Origin of the sequence: Psychromonas sp. MME2, from assembly GCF_040566515.1 — a bacterium.
GTDB lineage: Bacteria > Pseudomonadota > Gammaproteobacteria > Enterobacterales > Psychromonadaceae > Psychromonas.
Genome location: NZ_JBEWXI010000014.1, coordinates 58,548 through 74,119, shown reverse-complemented (window position 1 = coordinate 74,119; position 15,572 = coordinate 58,548). Strand labels below are relative to the sequence as shown.

The following is a 15,572-nucleotide window of genomic DNA, read 5'->3' as shown; positions in this document are numbered from 1 at the left end:
TCTAAAATGCATAAAGGAGCTTTAATCCACTCGTCACTTCACGATTTTTGGTATCTTCAGGCACTGTCGTTGTGTAGGTATAATCCAAGTCAAAAACCAAATACAGCTCTTGATAAATTCTATTCTGCGCTTTTACTACTGAATTATAGGTTGAACTTTTTCGCCCCGTTTGCACCGCCCCTTCTGCAGAAAATTGCAATGCATCTGAGAAAACAAAACTATAGAAATAGTAGGCACGAATAATCGCTTCGTTAATCGTGATCTCATCTTCCCCCTCATTAGGTTGTGCTATTTTATAACCAGGCCCAAACTCGGCATTAAGCGTATGTTTATCGCTATGCAATATTTTTCGACCATACCCCACTGCATATACATCTTCACGTTTATAACTAGAAAAACGCCCGTGTTGCATATCACTTCGAGAATAGATGAAGTCTTCCGGAGCTAAATGATAATCACCCTGCAATTGCCAACGTTGTTTAGATGTTTTGGTTTTGCCATCTTCATCTTCAAATTCAAAATAAAGGTCATTATGAATTTTATACTTGTCCCGTATTTCATAATCGACAATAAGACGCCCATCAAGGGAACGATTGACATTATTGTCCTGCTCATAGCTATAACCAAACTGAACCGAACCAGATAATGGGTTATAGGTCTCTTTTTTTGCTGAATTTTATCAGGGCTACTATCTTCGTTATGTTTAGGGCGCTTAATAATATCCGGCTGACTATCAATTTTAAATTTCATCTCTTTATTTTGTGCCATCAATAGATCTTCATCTTTTTGCATTTTTTGAGCTTCGGAGAGCTCCACTTGCAATGCTTGATATTGCTGACGAGTAGCCTCTAGATGAGCATTCTGCTCTTGTATCATTTGTTCACGTTTACGTAACTGCTCCTGTAGGGCGTTATTTTCTGCGATAAATTGTTTTAACTGCTCAGCTTGATTTTGAGATTTTTTTAATAAACGCTGATGCAACGCTTTTTGCTGTTTTAGTTCAGCATTATTATAAGCGATGTGACTTTCCATCGACCAAAATGAAGGAGGCGTAGAGCTTTCCTGTAGTTGATACTGCGAAAGTTGATGCTGCGAAAGTTGTTCAGCATGGGGCTGCCTAGCTTGCTCAAGTCGCACATTCTCTTGTGCCGGCAAATAGCTAAAGGTAAGCTTACTATCTTCATTATCCAATGAGATGATAACGACAGAAAGTAACGCAAGAGAAATTGTAAAAACCAATAAAAATCGAGAATTAAACAAGGTGAACTCAATAAAACAGTTAAAAAACCAAAAAGAGATATACTTATATTAGAGATTAATCAATTAGATGCAATACGTTAAGATAATATCAATAATTAGCATAATCAAAGCTTGCACCAGATTACGCTAAGCTGTACACTTTGTCGCCTTAAATCAACCACCCTTTTTGTTCCTTGCTTCTATTGGTACGGTTGAGCCAAATTAAGAAGCTACTAACCCGTAAGGAGCGATTTTTATATGCGTCATTATGAAATCGTATTTATGGTTCACCCTGATCAGAGTGAACAAGTTAATGGTATGATCGAGCGTTACACTGCATCTATTACAGAAGCAGGTGGTACTGTTCATCGCCTAGAAGATTGGGGCCGTCGTCAACTGGCTTACCCAATCAACAAGCTACACAAAGCACACTATGTTCTTATGAATATTGAAGCTGAGCAAAGCGTAATCGATGATTTGGAAACTGCTTTCCGTTTCAACGACGCAGTGATCCGCAACATGATCATGCGTACTAAAGCACCTATTACTGAAGCATCTGTAGTGGCAAAAGCAAAAGAAGAGCGTTCTGAACGTGCTCCTCGTGCTCCACGCCCTGAGTTCGATACGGACACAGCAGACACTGAAGAAGCAGACGCTTAAGCATAAGTAACTTAGTGACTGATAACTTTTTGCGACTTTCAGGTGTAGTAACAGAAAAACCTACATTCAAAAAAAGTCCGGCAGGTATTGAACACTGCAATTTTGTGATTGAACATAATTCAATGCAAGAAGAAGCAGAGTTACCACGCAACGTTTTTTGCTATATGCCCGTTGCAGCAAGTGGAACACTCGCTAATCAGTTGAAACATAAATTATCGAAAGGGATGCAAATTAGAGTAAGTGGCTTTATCACTTATCACCAAAGCGCCAATAAGCTTGGTAAACTCGTATTGCATGCTAAGTACATAGAACAAATTTGAGGAAATACCATGGCTCGTTACTTCCGCCGTCGTAAGTTCTGTCGTTTCACCGCTGAAGGTGTTAGCGAAATTGATTACAAAGACGTAGTTACGTTAAAAAATTACATCACAGAAAGTGGTAAAATCGTACCAAGCCGTATTACTGGCACAAGTGCAAAATACCAACGCCAATTAGCGCGCGCTATTAAACGTGCTCGTTACTTGTCACTTTTACCTTACACAGATTTACACAAGTAAATAGGAGCTATATATTATGGAAATTATCCTACAAGATACAGTTGCTAACCTTGGTAAACTAGGCGATAAAGTTAACGTTAAAGCAGGTTACGCACGTAACTTCCTTTTCCCGCAACAAAAAGCTGTACCAGCAAACAAAGCAAACTTAGAAGCTTTTGAAGCACGTCGTGCTGAATTAGAAGCTAAGCAAGCTGCAAACCTTGCTGCTGCGCAACAACGTGGTGCAGCACTAGAAGCACTAGAAGTTGTTACTATCGCATCTAAAGCTGGTGATGAAGGTAAATTATTCGGTTCAATCGGTACGCGTGATATTGCTGATGCAATCACAGCGGCTGGTGTAGCTGTTGTTAAAAGTGAAGTACGTCTTCCTGAAGGCGCTTTACGCCACACTGGTACATACGAAATTGCTGTTTCAGTACACTCTGACGTATCAACAATTGTTAATCTTGAAGTGGTAGCAGCAGAGTAATCTCTCCTAACACGTTCAAGCATAAAAATACCTGCCCTGTGCAGGTATTTTTTTATCCAATTATTTTTTAATAGCGTGCCACTCATCACATCCGCATAGCATAATAGCTACATGACAAGATCCCAATCACATTCATCGCTATTAGCAATAAGATAAAATAAACACATTATCTCTGTAGCAAGGAAGTGCGCCATGTCCAAATTAACATTACTTAATAAATTACTCATACTTACCCTTTTACCGCTTATTATTATTCTAATTTCGGTTGTTTCTGTCTCCTATACCGTTAATGTTGAGGCTCTTAACCATGATATTGATACATTCCGCACTACCTTAATTAAAGAGAGAAAAAAACAACTTAAGGAGATAACAGAAGTTGCAGTAGGGATAGTGGGCTATCAAAAATCACTTGGAGATAAAGGGGACATTAAGGCAGCGCTTCGTGATCTTCGTTTTGGTAATGCCGGCTATTTTTATATCTACGATACTCAGGGTAATAACATATTTCATGCTTTCAAACCTGACTTAGAAGGAAAAAACCTACTCAGCTTAAGTGACTCTAAAGGGACTAAAATAGTTGTAGGTTTACTTAATGCCGCACAAAAAGGCGATGGTAATTTCTCCTACTTTTATCAAAAGCCAGGCTCACAGACTCAAATTGAAAAACTCGGCTATGCAACCATGATCCCTAACACTAACTGGATGCTAGGAACTGGCGCTTATATTGATGATATTGAAACAGTCATCGATGGATATGCGATAATGGCAAAGCAAACCCTGCAAGAAACAATGGTGATGCTTGCCTTGATATCACTCGCCTTAATCATCGTGACAATCATCATTATCTATCTGGCAGCAATCCGAATTGTTAATCCGATCAAAAATATGGCGAACAACCTTAATGATATTGCACAGGGTGAAGGAGACCTAACGCGACGTCTTAGTGTCAAAGGTAAAGATGAAATAGCACAACTCGGTCGGGCATTTAATCTATTCGTTGATAAACTACAACACACAATAAGCGATATCAATGCCGTCACCATAAAAATCAACCAAGCTGGCGATGATATGTACAAACAGAGCAGTGATATCGCCACCCAATTACTCAGTCATAATAATGAAACAGAGCAAGTTGCATCGGCCATTACCGAAATGTCATCAACGGCCCATGAAGTAGCCAGTAATACTAATCATGTGGCTGATGCAACACAAAATGTCACCAAAGATGTGATGCGCGCTCAAGAGTGTGTAGATACCTCATTATTTGAAATTTCAGGTTTAGTCGATGAAATCAATGGTGCGGCAAAGAGTATGAGCTCGCTGAGTGAACAATCGAAAAAAATTAATAACGTACTCACCGTTATTGGCAGCATCGCTGAACAAACGAACCTATTAGCACTTAATGCAGCCATCGAAGCTGCACGTGCAGGAGAGCAAGGACGCGGCTTTGCCGTTGTTGCAGATGAGGTACGCAGCCTTGCTAGCCGTACGCAGGAGAGTACGTTAGAGATCAATGATATGCTTTCTGAATTGCATCGTTTAGTGACACTTTCAGTTAACGCAATGGAACTTAGCCAAGAGCGAAGCATCCGCTCAGTAGACTCATCACAGGCGATTTCAGAAAGCCTCGGGGCAGTTACCACTGCGATTAATTCAATTAATGATATGACCACACAAATAGCCACGGCATCGACCGAACAAAGTTCTGTGACAGAGGAAATTAATCGTAATATCAATGCGATTCAGGACATTGTCAACATACTCACACAGAGCAGTAAAGAAGCAGAAGCCGTCAGCCGCAACGTATCCAGTGAGGGAGATAAACTTGAACAGTTAGTCAGTCAATTTAAAATATAATTGATTTAAATAACCCCATAGGGAAGTTTTTGTTTGCACGGTCTGCCGCATCGTAATTTTATAACAACGCAGATTGGTGCTATTTTCTTCCCTATGGACGCTTGCAACTGGTAAAGTGTCCTGAGGCGATATCGATATATGGGCATTTTTCTCGGCTTAGTCCCAAGAGCCAAACTAGATCAATAAAAGTATGAGTAACATCTTCTCCTCGTAGCGACTACATTGTTACCAAAACAACATAATGATAATATGCAAAATTAATTAACAGGTGAGGATTAATGATAGCAATGCCCAACCGTTACCTTTTTGTGATAATTACCTTCATCCTGATTATTGTCATCACAATATTTAGCGGGCATAAATCTCAGCTAAGCCACACAAAGATCCACGCTAAAAATGGTATAATCGATATCTCTTCAGCCATTAAGCAAAGTCGAACACTTCATTTAAATGGCCAGTGGTTATTTTTTTATAACCAATTTTTAACTAATCAAGAGATACAAGAGAATATAGCGCAAGCCAAGCCGATCAATGTTCCTGCAAACTGGAAGCTTACTCAGTTTGAGCCACAAGTAAGTAAAACAGATGGCTTTGGTACCTACTATTTACAGATAACACGGGGCAAACATAAACAGCCACTGGCAATTAGTTTACCCATTATTTATTCAGCCTATCGTCTATATATCGATGATCAACTACTTGTTATATCTGGAAATGCTGCACAAAATAAAAATGATCAAGTGCCGCGTTATAAAACGCGTATTTTACAACTAGATACAGAGAAAGAAGTTATTCACCTTACGCTGCAGGTAGCAAATTTCGAAACAGATTGGGGAGGTATTCGCTACCCGATAACGATAGGCGATGCAGAGCTCATTTATCAAAATGATAAAATGAGCGCGATGAAGAGCATATTTCTAGCTGCCTTTTTATTGGCCATTGCCCTGTATAACCTGATACTTTTTTCATTAAGAAAAACGGACTCATTACCCCTGATATTTGCCCTAATATGTTTTGTTTTAGGGGGACGTGAATTTTTTATCGGTAACTATATCATCTTAAATTATCTGCCCGAATTAACCTTTTTACAAATGGATAGGGTAGAGCACCTTACCTTTTTCATTGCTGGCCCACTCATCATGCATTTTAATTACTTGAGCTTTCCGGCCTATTTTAATAAACGTTTCCTTATTAGCACCTATCTCATTGCCATATTATTAAGCCTGGTGCTTTTAATTTACCAGAATCATTTCACCGTATTTATTATGCAGCTGCTATCGTTATTTTATGTAGTCTATGCACTTTATGTGGTGGTACTAGCGTGTAAAGCAAAGCAAACTGGAGCGGGCATTATCTTACTGGCGAGTATGATTTTAGGGGGCTGCGTTGTCAATGATATTTTATATGCCCGTGAACTTATTATTAGTAGTTATTTAAGTAGTTTAGGTTTAGCAATTTATGTACTATCACAGGCTTATATGACTGGCGTAAAATTTAACCTCGCTTTTATAAACAATGAAAATTTAAGTAAACGCCTGACACGTCGTAATACAATTTTAGAAAATCTAACATTGAGATTTGAAGCCAAAGTTAAGGAGCGTACAGCGGAATTAGCCGATGCCAACCAACGTTTAAAAAAGATAGCGCAAACAGATCCCCTTACTCAAGTAGCAAATCGCAATGGTATTCAAGAGATAATACAACATGAAGAAGCTCGCTTTAAACGTAGTGCAAAAACATACTCTATAGGAATCTTAGATTTAGATCATTTCAAAAACATTAACGACAAATATGGCCATGATGGCGGCGATGAAGTATTAAAAAACGCAGCTAACATAATTAAGCAAAATATCCGTGGGCAAGATAAGGTGGCACGATGGGGCGGCGAAGAGTTTATTATTTTATTGCCGGAAACAAATTTGCTTGGCGCGGCAGAGGTCGCTAATAAATTACGCAATATGATTCAGCAAACAACCATAAAAATGTCTGGTCATGATATTCACATAACCGCAACAATTGGTTTAGCTGAAGCGCAATATGGTGAATCTTTTGATACAACATTCAAACGTGCAGATCTTGCCTTATATAAAGGCAAGGAAACAGGTAGAAATAAAGTGGCAATCTAGTCAGCCCTATACCACTCAAAGCATCACTAGAGATCTATTTAACAACTTAAAAGATAAATAATGAAAACCTTAGAACAGTACCAATTACTCACTACACAAGCGCTATCTATTATTGAAAATGAAGCGGATTTAATCGCCAATCTTGCCAATATTAGCGCCCTACTCAATATGAATTTAGATAACATCAATTGGGTTGGTTTTTATCTGCTAAAAGAGAGTCAACTTGTATTAGGTCCATTTCAAGGCAAGGTTGCCTGTATACGCATTCCTTTAAATAAAGGGGTATGTGGGAAAGCATTTTCAGATAACCAAATTCAGCGCATTGCCGATGTGCATCAATTTGAAGGCCATATCGCCTGTGATAGCGCGAGCCAATCTGAAATTGTGCTGCCGATTTGTGTCGATGGCATCGCGGTTGCCGTGCTAGATATCGATAGCCCAATTATAAACCGATTCAGCGAATTAGATCAGCAAGGGTTAAGCTATTTTATTGAACAGATTCAAGAGAAGCTTGGCTTTTAACCATACAATGTTTATCGAAGATGCCTTCATAGAATCCAAGCCATAGATTGCTAAGTAAAAAAAGCCCCGCTAATTAGCGAGGCTTTTCATATCCAACCTCTCGGTTAGGTTTATTTAGCTTGTGGGCGCATGTGTGGGAACAGTAATACATCACGAATAGTATGGCTGTCAGTGAACAACATAACTAGACGGTCAATACCGATACCTTCACCCGCTGTTGGTGGTAAACCATGCTCAAGTGCAGTTATATAATCGGCATCATAGAACATTGCTTCATCATCACCCGACTCTTTCTGTGCCACTTGATCCATAAAGCGTTCCGCTTGATCCTGTGCATCATTTAACTCAGAGAAACCATTCGCTAGCTCACGACCACCAACAAAGAACTCAAAACGGTCAGTTACAGTTGGGTCATCATCGTTACGACGCGCTAAAGGAGACGTCTCTGCTGGATAGGCAGTAATGAAAGTCGGTTGTAACAATTGATGTTCAGCAGACTCTTCAAAAATCTCAGTTAACACACGACCTTCACCCCACCCCTCTTTCAGGTTAACATGTAAACGCTCAGCCACCGCTTTAAGCCCAGCCATTGAGTCAAGTTCGCTTGCTTCTATACCCTCGTTATATTTTAGTACCGCCTCTTTCATGGTCATGCGCACAAAAGGAGCACCAAAATCAAACTCTTGCTCACCGTATTTAACGATACTCGAACCTAATACATTTTCAGTAATAGTGCGCAGCATATCTTCCGTCAAATTCATTAAGTCAATGTAATCGGCATAGGCTTGATAAAACTCAATCATGGTAAATTCAGGGTTATGACGAGTAGAAACCCCTTCGTTACGGAAGCTACGGTTTATTTCGAAAACACGCTCAAATCCACCAACAACTAAACGTTTAAGATTTAGCTCAGGCGCGATACGTAAATACATAGGTAAATCTAAAGCATTGTGGAATGTTTCAAATGGACGAGCGGTTGCCCCACCAGGTATCGCTTGTAACATCGGTGTTTCCACTTCCATGAAATCACGATCGGTTAAATAATGGCGAATAGCGGTAATGATTTTATTACGTAAAATAAACGTCTTACGTGACGCTTCGTTAGCAATTAAATCAAGGTAACGTTGGCGGTAACACGCTTCGGTATCAGAAAGCCCATGAAATTTATCAGGTAATGGACGCAATGCTTTGGTTAAAATGCGAATTTCACTGACTTTAATACTTAACTCGTTGGTTTGCGTTTTAAATAAAACACCTTTAGCGCCGACGATATCGCCTAAGTCCCATTTTTTAAACTCTTCGTTATAGAAACCTTCTGCTAGGTTATCACGAGCAACATAAACCTGTACGCGTCCCCCCATATCTTGGATTGTCGCAAAACTTGCTTTACCCATGATACGACGAGTCATCATGCGACCAGCAACACTCACCTCAACGGCAAGCTCCTCTAACTCTTCTTTGCTTTTCGCTTCATATAACTGATGTAATTGATCGGAGATATTGGCACGACGGAAGTCATTTGGAAATGCTTGGCCTTTTTCGCGCATCGCATTCAATTTAGCTAAACGCTGTGCCAGTATTTCATTTAACTCTTCTTGTGGTGCTTCTTCTTTTATTTGCTCTGACATGATAATTCCTGTTATTAATCTTTTAAAAATTTTATTACAAACCTGATTTCAGGCTCGCTTCAATAAATTTATCCAAACCGCCATCGAGTACCGCTTGAGTATTGCGGCTTTCAACACCGGTTCGCAAATCTTTAATGCGCGCATCATCTAAAACGTATGAACGAATTTGACTTCCCCAACCGATGTCCGATTTATTATCTTCACTCGCCTGTTTTTGTGCATTCTGCTTTTGCAGTTCATATTCATACAACTTAGCTTTTAACTGCTTCATTGCTTGATCTTTATTTTTATGTTGCGAACGGTCATTTTGACACTGCACCACTATATTGGTTGGCACATGAGTAATACGTACCGCTGATTCAGTGGTGTTAACATGCTGTCCACCTGCACCTGATGCACGATATACATCAATACGTAATTCCGCGGGATTAATCTGAATATCAATATCGTCATCAATTTCAGGATAAATAAAGGCTGATGCGAATGATGTATGACGACGTCCCGTTGAGTCAAAGGGCGATTTACGAACAAGACGGTGAACCCCAGTTTCAGTTCGCAACCAACCAAAAGCATATTCGCCAGCAAAACGGATCGTTGCCCCTTTTATACCCGCGACATCCCCAGGAGAAACTTCCATTAATTCGGTTTTATAACCGTGAGCTTCACCCCAACGCAAATACATGCGCAATAATATATTTGCCCAATCTTGCGCTTCAGTGCCACCAGAGCCTGATTGAATATCCAAATAGCATGAACTTGCATCGTGTTTTCCTGAAAACATACGACGAAACTCAAGCATCTCTAATTTTTTTTCTAATTCATCCGTTTGGCTTTGCGCTTCATCAAAACTATCTTGATCAGACTCCTCAACGGCCATTTCAACTAGCATTTCAATTTCTTCCGTGCCAGTGGCCAATTCATCAATCGTTTCCACCACTAATTCCAGTGAACTACGCTCTTTGCCTAATGCCTGGGCTCGATTGGGTCATTCCATACATCGGGTGATTCTAACTCACGGGTAACCTCTTCTAAACGCTCTAATTTAGCATCGTAGTCAAAGATACCCCCGGAGCAAATTAGCTCGCTCATTTAGGTCTTTTACTTTATTTAAAATGGGATTGACTTCAAACATTAAAAATCTCTATTGATTGCTGACGAAAAGAGCCGAATTTTAACCAATATCCGCTGAAATATATAGAGCATAAAGAAAATAAGTAAATTTGTTCACTATCTTTTTCTGCCATTAACCGCCATTTTTTGGCTCAACGAGCGTAAAGTGGATAAAAACCAATAAATTTCCTGTTTTTTTATCAACGCGGGGATGCAATTTTTTTTCATTGCCGTAAAGTACAACGTTCGTATAACAAGGTTCGCCCTAACCCGATACAGGTTAGAAGCGACGCAATTTACCAATTGTATATTAGGAGAAAGTTATGGAGATGTTATCTGGCGCTGAAATGGTTGTCCGATCACTACAGGATGAAGGTATAGAGCATATTTTCGGTTATCCTGGCGGTTCCGTATTAGATATCTACGACGCTATTTTTCAATGTAGCGATATTGAACACTATTTAGTTCGTCATGAACAAGCAGCCGTACACATGGCAGATGCTTATTCAAGAGCGACGGGCAAAGTAGGCACCGTTCTGGTAACAGCAGGACCAGGTGCGACAAACTGTATTACAGGCATTGCAACAGCTTATATGGACTCTATTCCATTAGTGGTACTTTCAGGACAAGTACCCACCAATTGGATTGGTGATGATGCATTCCAAGAAACGGATATGATTGGGGTTTCTCGCCCAGTCGTAAAACACAGTTTCTTATGCCGCACAGCAGAAGAAATACCCATTGCCATCAAAAAAGCATTCTATCTTGCATCAACTGGACGACCAGGTCCCGTTGTTGTCGATTTACCAAAAGATGTGCAAAACCCACTGAATAAATTTCCCTATGAATACCCAAAAAGTGTCAGTTTACGCTCGTATAACCCAACCTTTAGTGGTCATAAAGGGCAAATAAAACGCGCCTTAAACGCATTACTCAAAGCTAAAAGGCCTGTACTTTATGTTGGTGGTGGTGCCATTGCATGTAATGCATCTAAACAAATCATTGAACTGGCTGAAAAATTAAACTTACCCGTAACCAATACGTTAATGGGGTTAGGGGCATTTCCAGGGCAACATAAACAAAATATCGGTATGCTGGGTATGCATGGCACCTATGAAGCCAATCTAACCATGCACAATGCAGATCTTATTTTTGCATTAGGCGCGCGTTTTGATGATCGTGTTACCAATAATGTCGAAAAATTTTGTCCAAACGCTAAAATTATGCAAATTGATATTGATCCAACTTCAATTTCAAAAAATATTCATGTTGACCTGCCTATCGTTGGTTCTATAGAGATTGTTTTACAGCAAATGCTTGATTTGCTACTAGTCACGCAGGAAACAAATGACGCAGAAAAAATAGCACAGTGGTGGGATAAAATTAATATTTGGCGCGCTAAAAACTGCCTTGCTTACAAAACATCGAATAGCCACATTAAGCCACAACAGGTAATTGAAAGTTTATACAAAGTTACCAATGGGGATGCCATTGTCACCTCTGATGTAGGCCAACACCAAATGTTCGCAGCGCTTTACTACCCCTTCAAAGAGCCGCGTCAATGGATTAACTCGGGTGGCTTAGGCACAATGGGCTTCGGTCTACCTGCTGCTATCGGCTGTAAAATTGCTTATCCAGATCGTCCCGTTGTTTGTGTGACTGGTGACGGTTCAATTCAAATGAATATCCAAGAGCTTTCAACCTGTATGCAATACAACATCCCCGTTGTTATTGTCCTACTAAATAATCGCTCTTTGGGGATGGTAAAACAGTGGCAGAAAATGTTCTACGGTGGCCGTCAGTCTCACTCCTATATGGATAGTGTTCCTGATTTTGTTAAATTATCTGAAGCTTATAACCATGTTGGTATCAAAGTTGATACTCTTGATGAACTTGAGCCTGCGCTTGAACGTGCATTTGAACTCAAGGATCGCGTCGTGTTTATTGATGTCATGATTGATCCAGAGGAGCACGTTTACCCAATGCAAATTAAGTTCGGTAGCATGGAAGATATGTATTTAAGCAAAACGGAGCAAACTAATGCGTAGTATTATTTCTGTATTACTTGAAAATGAATCAGGTGCACTTTCTCGCGTTGTTGGGCTTTTTTCACAGCGCGGTTATAACATTGAATCATTAACGGTGTCACCAACCAATGATAAAACGTTATCACGCATGACTATCACCACGGAAGTGTCCGATGTAGCACGTCTTGAACAGATGATGAAACAATTACATAAATTGGTCGATGTCTTGCGCGTATCGGAATTAACTGAAGGCCCACATGTTGAACGTGAACTTTTATTAGTAAAAGTTCGCACATTAAATGATACTCGTGAAGAGATAAAACGTTGTGCCGATATCTATCGTGGCCAAATTGTTGATATCACACAAAACCTTTACACCATCCAACTAAGTGGTACTTGTTCTAAGCTTGATGCATTTATTGCAACACTTGAAGATACCTGTGAAATTGTTGAGGTTGTTCGCTCTGGTGTCTGTGGTATCGCACGCGGTGAAAAAGCACTACGCGGTTAAATGGTAAAACTGATTACCCTATAAAATGCAAAGCTCAGAATTCTGGCTTTGCATTTTTTATTTCTACTAGGAGCGGTTATGTTCGAGTTAGGTGCATTATTACTCTCTGCATTTATTCTATTTATGTTTGGTTTATCAACTATTAGCTTAATCTGTATCGGGGCTATTATCATTTTGAGCTTTATCTTGTTGAATACGATTGCATTTATCTTTAAATTTGCATTTTGGATTATTTTAGCAATGATTATCTATTACCTCTTTTTCAACAAGGAACGGGATCAACCATGAAAATTTTTAATTACGCACTGATACTAGCGAGCTTACTGCTCAGTAACACTCTGCTTGCAAATACACTGACTGTCGACAACGCCTACGTCAGAGCAACACCACCACACGCACAAAATAGTGCAGCTTTTATGGTGATAAGCAATAGTAGCGAACAAAACATCAATCTTGTTTCAGCTAGCTCTGATATTGCTGAACGCGTCGAATTACACACCCATATAATGCAAGATGGGTTAATGAAAATGCGTCAGGTTGCAAAAATTGAAGTCCCAGCGAAGCAGCAAGCAATACTACAACCTGGTGGTTTGCATATAATGTTTATTGGCTTAAAAGAGGACCTGAAAGAGAATAAGTCTGTTATAGTGAAATTGTTATTTGATAATGGTGAAGAGATGACGATTAACGCACCGATCAAAAAAACTGTAATGCATAAAAATAAAACCAATTAATAATTACAATCAATAGGATTAACAATGAAAAAACAGATTTGCGCAGCCGTTGTGGCTGGCCTTATAAGCATGCCAACTATGGCTGATTTCTTAGGCGTATATGCAGGTGTTGATTACCGCAAAACAAAAACCAATCATACAGCCAATGGCTATACGGATGGATTTGATGACACGAATAACTTTTCGGGGTATCTCGCATTTGAGCACTTTATTCCACTCGTCCCCAATGCAAAAATCAAATACTCAGACTTAAGTGGTGAACACAGTGCAGACTCGAAGAACATTGACAGTTCATCAAAGAATGCCATTTTGTATTACCAACTACTTGATAACAGCTTGTTTGAGTTGGACTTTGGTCTGGCATACACCCGTGTTGAAACAGACTACGACAATTTAAGCACAAATTTAGGGCAAGCTTACGGTGCTGCAAAAGTGCATATCCCAGGTATTGCTATGCATGCATTCACTGAAGTTATTAGCGGCTCTATCAACGATGATGATGCAACAGACGCAGAAATTGGCCTTGCTTATACATTCAATCCGAATTCTGCGTTATTAAATTTTTCCCTACGAGCAGGTTACCGCTACCAAGAGGCAAAAATAGACCGCTTTAAACAAGAAAATAAGGGGCCATTTATCGGTCTGGAAGCACATTTCTAATAGTTCGTCACATTAAATGATCGAGTGCTTAACGGACTACGCTCATTGATAACAATCCCCGCCATAAATGTGCACAAGCGTAGCTTAAACACATCACGCGGGGACTGTAATTGATACCGGTTAGAATAAAGAACAGAACCAACATCCCCATTCTCACCCCCAGCATAAAAAACAACAAAAGGCATATAAGAGACACCGCCATTACAGCTAATGCCATTCATCTATATGACCAATTGCTCTTTGTGCATAATGTTGCAAGCCGGACTGGTCATCACCTTGACAACTAACTCACTCTGCCGCTTCGTTGCTGTTTTTTTCATTATTGTTTTTAAATAGCTCCTAACGGTTTCATAACTTAAGTTAGCTATTTTCGCAACCTCCAATAGTGAGTGACCATTTACCAACTCACTACAAATTAGACTTTCTTTGGTTGATAAATTATATAATTGAGATAACAGCTCCCTATTCACACAGGGAAGATGTCGATGGTAAATGAAAAGTGCAACACCAGCATGGCGGCCTTGTTTATGAAACAAAGGTGCAAATGTTAATGTGGTAGGGATTGCATCATCACCAGATAGTTGAATATTACAGATTGAGTTTTGTTGTAAACATCTTTGTATTGCACGCTGAATACGCTGATTAATTTTAACATTTATCCAATGCAAGGTCTGATTAACTTTCTTTAAATAGTTATGCGAAGATAAAAACTGTTCTGCTTGTTGATTACAATCAGCCACATAACCTTGCTCATCCAATAAAATAACAGGTAACTGAATTTGATTGAATAATAATTTTCTTATCAAATGTGGTTGATCATATTTCAATTTAAGTTGGTAAAGCTGCATTGAATGTTGAATGTGTGGAATGATTCTTTCTATAAAGCGATTCTCCTGCAATGAAAATTCACCTTGATTTTTACTTCGATGAAAAAAGAACTGGCAGCTCGATTCAGACTCATAACTCAACACGCTTCCACCAGCATAATAAATATCAAGATCCCTATTTAAACGCTGAAAAAAATCTGGATTTACTTGTAGCATTAACTCTGCGTCACAATCCCCCATGGTAATCAACTCACCAGGCAACGCTTCACTCAAACGCATAATCAAAGGATCTTTCTTGCTATTCTGCTGCAAAAAAAGTGATGCATCGCTAATATCCAACCCCTCCATCCAGATAATATTTTCCCTTTCTAGCGACTCATTAAACACCACAATGGCAGCGGAAAGTAGATTACAACGCTGAACGAATTGCTTTAAAAATGGTTTAAAACCAGCAGGCTGAACTAAAGCAGTATATAACGATTGTATTAACCGCTCACAGTCAGATTCAACCATATGCAACTCCCTATTAATCATTAAGCTTCAGAAAATGGCTATACATCAATGATATATCAAACAATTACCAGTTTATACCCAAATGGGGGTATTTGCAGCGGTACTTTTATATTATTGTGAAACCTAACATCT

Annotated in this window: 14 protein-coding genes and 2 pseudogenes; 12 read left to right on the top strand and 4 right to left on the bottom strand. The window is 39.4% G+C overall.

The genetic code is table 11. The annotated features are described in order from the left end of the window. Position 1: 1 nt before the first annotated feature. Positions 2-574, bottom strand: a pseudogene (locus tag AB1A03_RS14995) (DUF481 domain-containing protein); the annotation flags it as partial. A 923-nt stretch (positions 575-1,497) separates the two neighbouring features. Between AB1A03_RS14995 and rpsF the strand changes: the two are divergent. The 7 genes from rpsF (at position 1,498) to msrC (ending at position 7,430) form a co-directional block, all read left to right on the top strand. Continuing rightward, entirely contained in the window at positions 1,498-1,899 is a 402-nt protein-coding gene (gene rpsF / locus AB1A03_RS14990; RefSeq protein WP_354625425.1) for a 30S ribosomal protein S6, read from the top strand. A gap of 14 nt (positions 1,900-1,913) precedes the next feature. Further along, a complete protein-coding gene (gene priB / locus AB1A03_RS14985) occupies positions 1,914-2,219 on the top strand; it encodes a primosomal replication protein N (protein WP_354625424.1) in 306 nt (101 codons plus the stop codon). Between the two features lie 9 nt (positions 2,220-2,228). Beyond that, positions 2,229-2,456, top strand: coding sequence for a 30S ribosomal protein S18 (rpsR, locus tag AB1A03_RS14980; protein ID WP_019613652.1), 228 nt, complete (start codon positions 2,229-2,231; stop codon positions 2,454-2,456). A 16-nt stretch (positions 2,457-2,472) separates the two neighbouring features. Next, positions 2,473-2,925, top strand: coding sequence for a 50S ribosomal protein L9 (rplI, locus tag AB1A03_RS14975; protein ID WP_354625423.1), 453 nt, complete (start codon positions 2,473-2,475; stop codon positions 2,923-2,925). A 192-nt stretch (positions 2,926-3,117) separates the two neighbouring features. After that, positions 3,118-4,782, top strand: coding sequence for a methyl-accepting chemotaxis protein (locus AB1A03_RS14970; protein WP_354625422.1), 1,665 nt, complete (start codon positions 3,118-3,120; stop codon positions 4,780-4,782). A 278-nt stretch (positions 4,783-5,060) separates the two neighbouring features. Further along, positions 5,061-6,908, top strand: a complete 1,848-nt coding sequence (locus tag AB1A03_RS14965) for a sensor domain-containing diguanylate cyclase (RefSeq protein WP_354625421.1) — start codon at positions 5,061-5,063, stop codon at positions 6,906-6,908. Between the two features lie 60 nt (positions 6,909-6,968). Beyond that, positions 6,969-7,430, top strand: a complete 462-nt coding sequence (gene msrC, locus AB1A03_RS14960) for a free L-methionine (R)-S-oxide reductase MsrC (protein WP_354625420.1) — start codon at positions 6,969-6,971, stop codon at positions 7,428-7,430. A gap of 110 nt (positions 7,431-7,540) precedes the next feature. Here msrC and lysS read toward each other — a convergent pair whose 3' ends face one another. Both lysS and prfB read right to left on the bottom strand, forming a co-directional pair. Then, a complete protein-coding gene (lysS, locus tag AB1A03_RS14955; RefSeq protein WP_354625419.1) occupies positions 7,541-9,058 on the bottom strand; it encodes a lysine--tRNA ligase in 1,518 nt (505 codons plus the stop codon). A gap of 34 nt (positions 9,059-9,092) precedes the next feature. After that, positions 9,093-10,190 (bottom strand): annotated as a pseudogene (gene prfB, locus AB1A03_RS14950) (peptide chain release factor 2). A 301-nt stretch (positions 10,191-10,491) separates the two neighbouring features. Here prfB and AB1A03_RS14945 point away from each other — a divergent pair. The 5 genes from AB1A03_RS14945 to AB1A03_RS14925 all read left to right on the top strand — a co-directional run bounded on the left by AB1A03_RS14945 (position 10,492) and on the right by AB1A03_RS14925 (position 14,100). After that, entirely contained in the window at positions 10,492-12,216 is a 1,725-nt protein-coding gene (locus tag AB1A03_RS14945; protein ID WP_354625418.1) for an acetolactate synthase 3 large subunit, read from the top strand. Next, a complete protein-coding gene (gene ilvN, locus AB1A03_RS14940; protein ID WP_354625417.1) occupies positions 12,209-12,706 on the top strand; it encodes an acetolactate synthase small subunit in 498 nt (165 codons plus the stop codon). The genes AB1A03_RS14945 and ilvN overlap by 8 nt, the downstream gene beginning before the upstream one ends. A gap of 78 nt (positions 12,707-12,784) precedes the next feature. Beyond that, the gene (locus AB1A03_RS14935) at positions 12,785-12,994 is read left to right on the top strand and encodes a hypothetical protein (protein WP_354625416.1); all 210 of its coding nucleotides are present in this window, start codon (positions 12,785-12,787) and stop codon (positions 12,992-12,994) included. Beyond that, entirely contained in the window at positions 12,991-13,440 is a 450-nt protein-coding gene (locus AB1A03_RS14930; RefSeq protein ID WP_354625415.1) for a copper chaperone PCu(A)C, read from the top strand. Before AB1A03_RS14935 ends, AB1A03_RS14930 begins: the two co-directional genes overlap by 4 nt. Before the next feature lie 24 nt (positions 13,441-13,464). Continuing rightward, positions 13,465-14,100, top strand: a complete 636-nt coding sequence (locus AB1A03_RS14925) for a TIGR04219 family outer membrane beta-barrel protein (protein ID WP_354625414.1) — start codon at positions 13,465-13,467, stop codon at positions 14,098-14,100. A gap of 221 nt (positions 14,101-14,321) precedes the next feature. On the opposite strand, the gene AB1A03_RS14920 is transcribed toward AB1A03_RS14925, so the two are convergent. Beyond that, positions 14,322-15,440, bottom strand: a complete 1,119-nt coding sequence (locus AB1A03_RS14920) for a LuxR C-terminal-related transcriptional regulator (RefSeq protein ID WP_354625413.1) — start codon at positions 15,438-15,440, stop codon at positions 14,322-14,324. Positions 15,441-15,572: the final 132 nt, after the last annotated feature.

Coding starts and splice junctions, on each gene's coding strand:
- rpsF (WP_354625425.1), top strand. CDS start 1,498: ATGCGTCATTATGAAATCGTATTTATGGTTCACCCTGATCAGAGTGAA.
- rpsR (WP_019613652.1), top strand. CDS start 2,229: ATGGCTCGTTACTTCCGCCGTCGTAAGTTCTGTCGTTTCACCGCTGAA.
- rplI (WP_354625423.1), top strand. CDS start 2,473: ATGGAAATTATCCTACAAGATACAGTTGCTAACCTTGGTAAACTAGGC.
- AB1A03_RS14970 (WP_354625422.1), top strand. CDS start 3,118: ATGTCCAAATTAACATTACTTAATAAATTACTCATACTTACCCTTTTA.
- AB1A03_RS14965 (WP_354625421.1), top strand. CDS start 5,061: ATGATAGCAATGCCCAACCGTTACCTTTTTGTGATAATTACCTTCATC.
- msrC (WP_354625420.1), top strand. CDS start 6,969: ATGAAAACCTTAGAACAGTACCAATTACTCACTACACAAGCGCTATCT.
- lysS (WP_354625419.1), bottom strand. CDS start 9,058: ATGTCAGAGCAAATAAAAGAAGAAGCACCACAAGAAGAGTTAAATGAA.
- AB1A03_RS14945 (WP_354625418.1), top strand. CDS start 10,492: ATGGAGATGTTATCTGGCGCTGAAATGGTTGTCCGATCACTACAGGAT.
- ilvN (WP_354625417.1), top strand. CDS start 12,209: ATGCGTAGTATTATTTCTGTATTACTTGAAAATGAATCAGGTGCACTT.
- AB1A03_RS14935 (WP_354625416.1), top strand. CDS start 12,785: ATGTTCGAGTTAGGTGCATTATTACTCTCTGCATTTATTCTATTTATG.
- AB1A03_RS14930 (WP_354625415.1), top strand. CDS start 12,991: ATGAAAATTTTTAATTACGCACTGATACTAGCGAGCTTACTGCTCAGT.
- AB1A03_RS14925 (WP_354625414.1), top strand. CDS start 13,465: ATGAAAAAACAGATTTGCGCAGCCGTTGTGGCTGGCCTTATAAGCATG.
- AB1A03_RS14920 (WP_354625413.1), bottom strand. CDS start 15,440: ATGGTTGAATCTGACTGTGAGCGGTTAATACAATCGTTATATACTGCT.